Annotated in this window: 8 protein-coding genes; all 8 read left to right on the top strand. The window is 32.8% G+C overall.

All coding sequences use genetic code 11. The annotated features are described in order from the left end of the window. The first annotated feature begins 439 nt into the window (after window positions 1-439). The 8 genes from K364_RS0117670 to K364_RS0117630 all read left to right on the top strand — a co-directional run bounded on the left by K364_RS0117670 (window position 440) and on the right by K364_RS0117630 (window position 8,014). Complete coding sequence (locus tag K364_RS0117670) at window positions 440-853, top strand: hypothetical protein (protein WP_028309128.1); 414 nt, start codon at window positions 440-442, stop codon at window positions 851-853. Window positions 854-1,051: 198 nt separating this feature from the next. Further along, on the top strand, window positions 1,052-1,699 hold the full coding sequence (locus K364_RS0117665; RefSeq protein WP_028309127.1) for a hypothetical protein: 648 nt from the start codon (window positions 1,052-1,054) through the stop codon (window positions 1,697-1,699). 758 nt (window positions 1,700-2,457) lie between these two features. Then, the gene (comX, locus tag K364_RS0117655) at window positions 2,458-2,706 is read left to right on the top strand and encodes a competence pheromone ComX (RefSeq protein WP_156946515.1); all 249 of its coding nucleotides are present in this window, start codon (window positions 2,458-2,460) and stop codon (window positions 2,704-2,706) included. 90 nt (window positions 2,707-2,796) lie between these two features. Continuing rightward, on the top strand, window positions 2,797-3,750 hold the full coding sequence (locus tag K364_RS0117650) for a polyprenyl synthetase family protein (protein WP_028309125.1): 954 nt from the start codon (window positions 2,797-2,799) through the stop codon (window positions 3,748-3,750). A 19-nt stretch (window positions 3,751-3,769) separates the two neighbouring features. Then, on the top strand, window positions 3,770-4,390 hold the full coding sequence (locus tag K364_RS0117645; protein WP_028309124.1) for a response regulator transcription factor: 621 nt from the start codon (window positions 3,770-3,772) through the stop codon (window positions 4,388-4,390). A gap of 55 nt (window positions 4,391-4,445) precedes the next feature. Continuing rightward, on the top strand, window positions 4,446-6,320 hold the full coding sequence (locus K364_RS0117640; protein WP_028309123.1) for a sensor histidine kinase: 1,875 nt from the start codon (window positions 4,446-4,448) through the stop codon (window positions 6,318-6,320). A 344-nt stretch (window positions 6,321-6,664) separates the two neighbouring features. Beyond that, window positions 6,665-7,273, top strand: a complete 609-nt coding sequence (locus K364_RS0117635) for a hypothetical protein (protein ID WP_156946514.1) — start codon at window positions 6,665-6,667, stop codon at window positions 7,271-7,273. A gap of 183 nt (window positions 7,274-7,456) precedes the next feature. Beyond that, on the top strand, window positions 7,457-8,014 hold the full coding sequence (locus K364_RS0117630; RefSeq protein WP_156946513.1) for a hypothetical protein: 558 nt from the start codon (window positions 7,457-7,459) through the stop codon (window positions 8,012-8,014). Window position 8,015: the final 1 nt, after the last annotated feature.

Raw genomic sequence — 8,015 nt, 5'->3', positions numbered from 1 at the left:
GGGAGTGGACCCTACTTTACCAAAGGCAAAGGTCAGGTTTAGCTTTATTTTAAACCTTCCCCGGCCTGAAGTAAAGGAGAGATTAAAGGCTGGGGAGGTGGTGATTATGATGGTGATCTAGGATTTTTCTTTAACACTCAATCGAATGATTTAATAGTTATTGAACAAAATCTTGACGTAATAAGTAAGGATTTGAATAAGATGTTCAATAATTTAGAAGTGGAATATGCTATAACAGATACTTGGGAGCATAAAATATTTAAACCATCAGATATAGTTGTAAGACATACAATTCAAAATGGCTCTATACCTAATTATATATTTTAAAAATCAAACCATGGAGAAGTTTTCCCAAAGAGTTTTGTTGAAGACTATACAGAATACTGGGTTTCTGTACGATATGATTTAATAGCTGGTCCTCGTTGGGATGAAATGAGAATTGGCGTTTAGGCATAATAATACTCACCGGGATTTTATTGGACATATATATTGGAGTGGTCGACATCTTGAAAGAAGTCAAATTTTCAGTCCATTTATAGGTTTTGCAATAAGCGCAGGGCCCCTAACTGGAGGTACTGTAGTAAATCTTAATCCAACTGTTCGAGAAATAACTTGGACAAATGTATATGAAGGTGGCGGAAATTATCCTTTTAGAGCCCAACATAATTTTAACCAAACTAAAGCTACTAACGACTCTCATTCTTTCATGTGCAATTATCGTATTGTTAAACATGCAGGCAACTCTGGTACAAAAAGGATTACGGTATCTTACCGAGCACCTTATTATGAGAATTTTGAAAACAGGCTTATCACAACACCTAATGTTACACTTACTTTAAATTATAACAATTAAAACATTAAAAATTATATGTTTTACTATTGGTTTATCAGGGGGCAAGGGTTTTAAGTTCCTTTAATCTTTGCCCTAATTATTCTTATTGCTAATGTAACATTTAATTTAAATGGCTGTTCTCTCTTTACTTTTCTAATATAGTACAATTATTAAGATTGAGAATTAAAGATAAGAATAATTTATCCCAGAAGGTTGTGAGTGAAAATGTTTAAAAAAATTGTGATAGGAATTTTGATAATAGTGGTTGTCACAATTGCTTTTACTCAGCATCAACAGAATAAGAAATACGAAAGATATATTTCTTTGGAGGTAAGGAACAGCCTTCTTAATGTTATTAATGCTACAATATTTTGCAATCACATTTTTAGTGAAATCTATCAAGCTAATGAAATTACCTATGAGCAAGTGCAATTGCTCAGACATAGTTTTGGAATAATTGGTCCATCAACCCACCGCTTAATTTCTATAGCACAGATATATAATGAAAATGTTCCTCAAGGTATTTTTGCGGCTAATGCAGAAATGGATATCTATATACTCCAACAATTTGCGGATATCCTTGTAAAAGAAGGCGATTCCATTTTATTAACTGAAGAACAAATTTATACCATAAAGTGTTTTAATTTAATTATTGCTGGTTTTATAGATGAAATAGAAAAGAAAATTGCAGGTGTTTACGTTCCGGATGCTGAAGAAATTAAAGAATTCTATTTTGGTGAGGGTAGATATATCGTTGATATAGATGTATGGAACAAATATTATGGCGATAATATGGTTAGACATAAGGACTGGCAGAAGCTGCTTTGGGCATTAGATGAAGCATATCGGGAAAAATATGATTTTTGATAGCGGTAGAGTATTTGCAGTATCTTTATGAGGTGTCACAAAAGATATTTTGGATTTCAGGTATCATGTATTTCTGCCAAATTTTCCAACTGTAAATTTGGAATTCTGCTGAATTCGTCAGTATTATTTGTCCTCTTTCTTCAAGCTTAACACGTATTTCCCCGTAATATAAAGCTGCCTTATCAGAAAAAGGAAAAGCCCTGCATTTGGCAGGGCTTAATCGTTAATTATCTTATTTAAATCAAAACTGCAATTATTTTATTTCTATTGAGCTGAAAAGATTTTTAATGAACTGACCCAAATCCCAAAAAAAGAGGTTTTTAGATCAGTTTATGTTAAATACTAGCAAGTTAAAACTATACTAAATGCAAATACTGATATGGTCCCATAATAACTATAAAATTATATTTGATATGGTCCCCTTGGTAAACTGTTTGTTGTAAGATAAAAATTCCAAAAGTTCCCAGTCAAATACCCATAATATTGCAATTGGGAATTCCAATATTATTACAAAAAAGCTATTGCAGGCATAAACCATACCAAGTATCCTTGTATCTGGCCAAAGAATGCAAGGAGGAGAGGAGAATGCTTACAATAGATATGATCATTATAACCCCATATAATATTTGGCATTACATTACTTCCCACTAACACAAGTTGTGTGGGATTTTTTATTTAATTCGACAAAATATGTCACTATTATACAAGGACATTACATCAAAAAAGTCGAATATATTAAGTAGAAAAAAATAGCAGATATGGATAATGAAGCAATTAAAGAAAAAAGGAGGATGACAAATAAAATGTATAATGAAAAATTTGCTAAATTAGTTCATAAGTTAGTAAAAAACCCACAAGAACAAGAAAAATTTCTAAATGGTAAGGCTTCACTTGGAGTATCTTGCAACTCTATTGAACACAAAGCCTTAACAAATGTATTCTCTCAACAAGAAAGGATTATGTCTAGTTCAGTAGTAGGTATTGTTCCTATGGGATATTGGATGTAACTTCTTATACCAGGTAACAGTATTATCCCCTATTCTGTTTGAATAGGGGATAATACTATATAAAGCAAATAAAAACTCGGGAGTAGGATCATGAATATAGACAAACAAATATCTATTAAACTAAATGATGTCCTATTAAATTCAATGTTGGATTTAGAAATGAGAAAGTTAATTATTTCATGCTGGGAAGAATCGTTAAAAACAGCAGACCCATATAAGTGGGCTAAGCTGACATTTTTTAGTTCTGAACTTTTTACTGGAGATGAGGAAAAAGTCTTGCCAGGAGCACTGGCAATGGAATTGTTTGCTTTAGCAGCAGACATTTTTGATGATATCCAGGACCAAGATAATCACCAGATGCCCTGGCGAAAAATACCTTTTGCTCAAGCCATCTCTCTAGCGAATTGTTTACTGTTTCTCAGTTACCAGGCTTTACTGACCATTGAAAATACCTACAAGCTTAGTAAGATAGTTCAAATATTTAATGAAACAGGTCTAAAGGCCAGTCAGGGGCAGTATAAAGAATTTGAAGAACAAACAAGGTATTCCTTTAGCATTGATGAATATATAGACATACTAGCAAAAAAATCCGGTAGTTTTGCAGAATGTGCCTGCAAAATAGGAGGAATATTAGCAGAAGCACCCCAAGAAGCAATAAATGATATGGGTGAAATTGGGACCAATATAGGGATTATTGCACAAATAAGTAATGATTTAAGAGATATAACGGATTTTGAAAATAAAAGTGATTTTGTGTACAAAAAGAAAACCCTTCCTTTTTTATATTTGATTAATGTACTAGAAAAAGAAAGAGCTGAAGAATTTGCCAACCTGATTAGAGTTGCTCGTATCAATCAGACAAATCTCAGCCAAAAAGAACAAGAGTCATTATTAGCAATAATTAAGGAGGAGGGAGCAATCCATTTTTGCCTTATTTTTCAAGATATGTTTAGACAAAAAGCATTAAAACTATTGGAACAAATCCAAGTAAAAGAAGAAAAAAGGAGTAAACTAGAACAGCTGATTAATGTTATTTCCCAATAGGATGGCAGGTGAAGCTGCTTTGCAAACAAATATTAGTGAGAAAATAAAAGTACTAATAGTGGATGACCACCCGGTGGTTGTGAAGGGTATAGTTTCATTATTGGCTGATGAGCTGCAAATTAATGTTGTAGGAATAGCTAATGATGGAGCAGAGTGTATAAGATTAATTCGAGATACGAATCCAGATGTCATATTACTTGATATTAATTTGCCGGATATTTGTGGAATTAAATTAATTGATAAAATAAAGGAAATTAACTCCCAGGTAAAAATAATTTTAATTACCGGTCAGGATATTGAGCCATATAAAAGAGCAGCAATGACAAAAGATGTGGATAGTATCTTATCAAAAGACTGCAGTGGACATGAAATTATTAATGCTACTCTTATGGTATCAGGCAGAAAACCACCAACTGAACAGAAATCTAACAGCTCAGATAATCTATTGACTTCTAGAGAAAAAGAAATAATGGATTATATCGTCAATGGACTACAAAACAAAGAAATAGCCTCTGAATTAAAAATTAAAGCCAGAACAGTTGATTTTCATGTAAGTAATATATTTAAAAAGTTGAAAGTCAACACTCGCCTAGAGGCAGCATTAAAATGGTCAAAAATTATAACTGACAGAATTGATTGAGCGATTGCCTGTTTTGGTAACAGGCTTTTTGGCTATTTGAAGGGAAGATTATTTAATGATATTACAAAATTTATTACAGAATAAAAAATATGCTATTGCTAATTTAGCATTTATCATCACATGGGTGATATATTTTACCGCCACATTTTATCACCCATATATTGGGATTGATTTGGAAAAAGAGGAAGAGCAATGGAAAGTTGTCAAAGTGGATCCCCAAGGTAAGGGTTATAAACTGGGTATTCAAAAAGGCGATATAATTGTCAAGGTTAATCAGTTGAATCCAGACCAATTTCCAGCAGTAAAAAAATGGCGGGAAATAGAAGGGGCAAGACAGTTAGAAATTCAAATTCCTGGACAAGCAAGTAGAATAGTTGAGGTTCCTCGGGTTTTTTTTGTTAAAAATTTATTTTACGAAGCACCATATGCCTTATTAAGCTTGGGATTTTGGGTTACGGGTTTTATAACCCTGGTAAGAAGACAATACACTTCCCAGGTCCAAGCCTTATTTTGGTTCAGCTGGCTAGTAGCTATAGCCATAGTTCTAGCCTCTGCTTCTAGCCGACACTTGTTATGGGGTAGAGAGTTAGGTGCAATAGTTTATTCTTTTATTCCAGTCATGCTGCTGAATCTTATTGCTGTTTTTCCTTATGAGCGCAGGACCTTGATTTTTCGATATACATATAGACTATTTGCTGTTATACCCATATTAACTATAATGTTACTCTACTCCAGATATGCCATTACAATATCAAGCTTTCTATTAGTTGCATTGATAGTTAGCTCCATCACTGCGTTAGGTCACCTTATTATATCTATATCAAAGTTGTCAAAAAACAGCCCAGAAAGGAAACAAACTGCTACAATACTAACTGGTTTGATAATAGGACTTTTGCCATTTATAATTCTTACTGCAGCGCCTACTATTCTTTGGGGAGACCCTATAGTGAATCCTCGTTTTAGCATAATGTTTGTATTGTTTATACCATTGACATTAAGCTATGTTTTTATAAAAAAATACTTGCCTGCGGGAGAATTAGTATTATTTGAGTTGAGCATCTTTTTACTGGCTGCAATTATAGCAGGTGTAATATTGTCCAGCTTGATGTTTTTAAATGACCTAACTAATGACCCCCGCCTGGCTAGAATTGTTTTTTCACAAGCTTTAATTGCTATTTTGATTTTTTCAAGCGTTAAAGTAGGCATTGGTTATTTATTCAACAAATTAAGCTTTATGAATAAAGAGGATAACAATCCAAACAAAGAAGAAGTACAAAGTTTGAAATTATTAAGAATTATCAATAGAGCGTTGTTTTTAGATATAGAAGAAGAGAAGAAAAGAATAGCTAGAGAGCTTCACGATGGCCCTTTACAGTTGGGAATGGAACTTAATCGAAGGATTAAGCATAAGTGTGAGGGTGAAAAAAATGGTGTTTGTGAAGAGTTAAAAGAGTTGGCTGATGAGCTTAATTACCAGCTCCGCTACTTATGTTCAGAATTACGTCCAGCTACCTTATCAGACCTTGGACTTGTTCCGGCAGTGGAAGTATTATGCCAGGAACTAATGGAAAGGAATCTTATCGAAATTTCTCTTAGTATAAAATTTATTTCTAGAGAACAACGATTTAGTGAAGAGTTAGAAATCACAGCCTACAGGTTTATTCAAGAGGGATTAAATAATGTCATAAGGCATTCCAAAAGTAAAATAGCAAAAGTTGAAATATCTATAAAAGAAAACTGTTTGATCATACTAATACAAGATTATGGAAAGGGATTTGATAATGAACTGATTAGTCAATGGGCACTGCAAGGAGAACGCCTGGGGATAGTAGGAATGAAAGAAAGAATTGCTAGAATTGGTGGTGACTTGAAAATAAAGGCACAGCCGGGCAAAGGAGTTATTCTTACTGCAACTATTCCTATAGATTGAAATAAAACTCTAATGAACTGACCCAAATCCCAAAAAGAGGTTTTTAGGTCAGTTTTTTAATCTAGGACCTGTAGAAATTACCAGGTATACAAGGAGAAGAAAATATGGTAGGTTAATGGTAATATATTCTAAAAGTACTCCCAGACAAATTGCGCCAACCTGGTAAGTTCCAATTTGTCCGGGAGTGGACCCTCCTTTACCAAAGGCAAAGGTCAGGTTTAGCTTTATTTTAAACCTTCCCCAGCCTGAAGTAAAGGAGAGATTAGGCTGGGGAGGTGTGCCAACATGATTGTTTTATCACTCATAATTATAACAAAATAACAAGTATTTACAGAAAATCTTTATTGGAGAATGAATATAAACCTTTAGGCATACTTGATTCTTATCCTCTCATGGCTGATGTTTCTTCTTACACTATTTCATGGGTAAAAACAGAACTTTCAGCAAAAGAACTTAGAGATATTGTTGCAAAACAAATTCCAGAATATAGCTTTATGATTTTGAACCGCATTGAAATTATTGAAAATATTTTAAACCAATACGGTTTTCTAGATTTTAAAAATTTGATATTGTTTATCTTCATTACTATTTTAATACTACTGTTCATTAGCTATCGTGAAGCTGTGGCCTTTAAAATGGACTTTGCACCTTATCAGTTTGTTTTAGAAATAATTGGTCTTAATAAAAGAATTCTTTTTTTTGGGAGAGTATTCTATATTATTTCTTTATTAACTATAAGCAGTTTGTTAGCTTATTTCACTACAATATATATAACCTACCCTTTTATACTGAAAAGCATTACCTCTTTGCCCATGCCCTCATTATTGAAACTATACTTATTGGTCATTACACTAATTATTACCGGTGTTGTAACTTTAGGAACTATTTTATTTTATACATTTAGTAACTGCTATAGAATACAAGAACTATACGATTTTAGATGGGAATTCTAACACTAAATATTTATATAGGAAAGGTGTTATTGATCTATGTATATATGGAAAATATTTTTTAATGATTACCAAACGGTTGTAAAGAGGATTTTCTACTTATTCATTATACTTAGCTTTGCTAGTGCTATGTTTTCATTCTCATTTTATAATATAATAGGCTCTTTATCATGGAGTGTAAATCAATTGAAAGATTCAGAATATGTTGGCCTTTTAAAGGAAGAAGATCTAAAAAATATTGAATTCAACGGCTATGCTCAAATGATGGGAAATATACTAGTTGCTAAACCCAATGCAAAAGATCCTGTTTTTCTGCCAAATTCATCATACGCAAATGTTATATTATCAAATGAGAGAGAAATTCCATCAGTTATGGGGAAAGGAAATATATTATACACTAATAACAAGGCAAATCAACTTCCAAAAGCCTGGATAGATTATAATACAGCTAAAAGATTAAAAATTAGTTTAAACGATACAATTTGGGTCTTATATATAAAGGAGGAAGAAAATGGTATGCCAGTTAGACTCGACTTAGAGTTTCAAGTATATGGTTTACTAAGACCATATTTTGGATTGTTAGAAAATGCAAACAATGGCCGATTAGTTGCTTTAGAAAAGCCTGGATTAATTGCGTATTTAAAAGAATACAAAGAGGCTCTTGCTCATAATCGTGGGAAAAAGCTGGACATTGACCCTGCTCTATGTTATGATATAATTAAATTTTGTGAGCGGGAGAGATGAT

Origin of the sequence: Desulfitibacter alkalitolerans DSM 16504 (assembly GCF_000620305.1) — a bacterium.
Classification (GTDB): domain Bacteria; phylum Bacillota; class DSM-16504; order Desulfitibacterales; family Desulfitibacteraceae; genus Desulfitibacter; species Desulfitibacter alkalitolerans.
Note: the sequence above shows the minus strand (reverse complement) of the source record. Positions and strands in the feature narration are given on the sequence as shown.

Coding starts and splice junctions, on each gene's coding strand:
- K364_RS0117650 (WP_028309125.1), top strand. CDS start 2,797: ATGAATATAGACAAACAAATATCTATTAAACTAAATGATGTCCTATTA.
- comX (WP_156946515.1), top strand. CDS start 2,458: ATGGATAATGAAGCAATTAAAGAAAAAAGGAGGATGACAAATAAAATG.
- K364_RS0117640 (WP_028309123.1), top strand. CDS start 4,446: ATGATATTACAAAATTTATTACAGAATAAAAAATATGCTATTGCTAAT.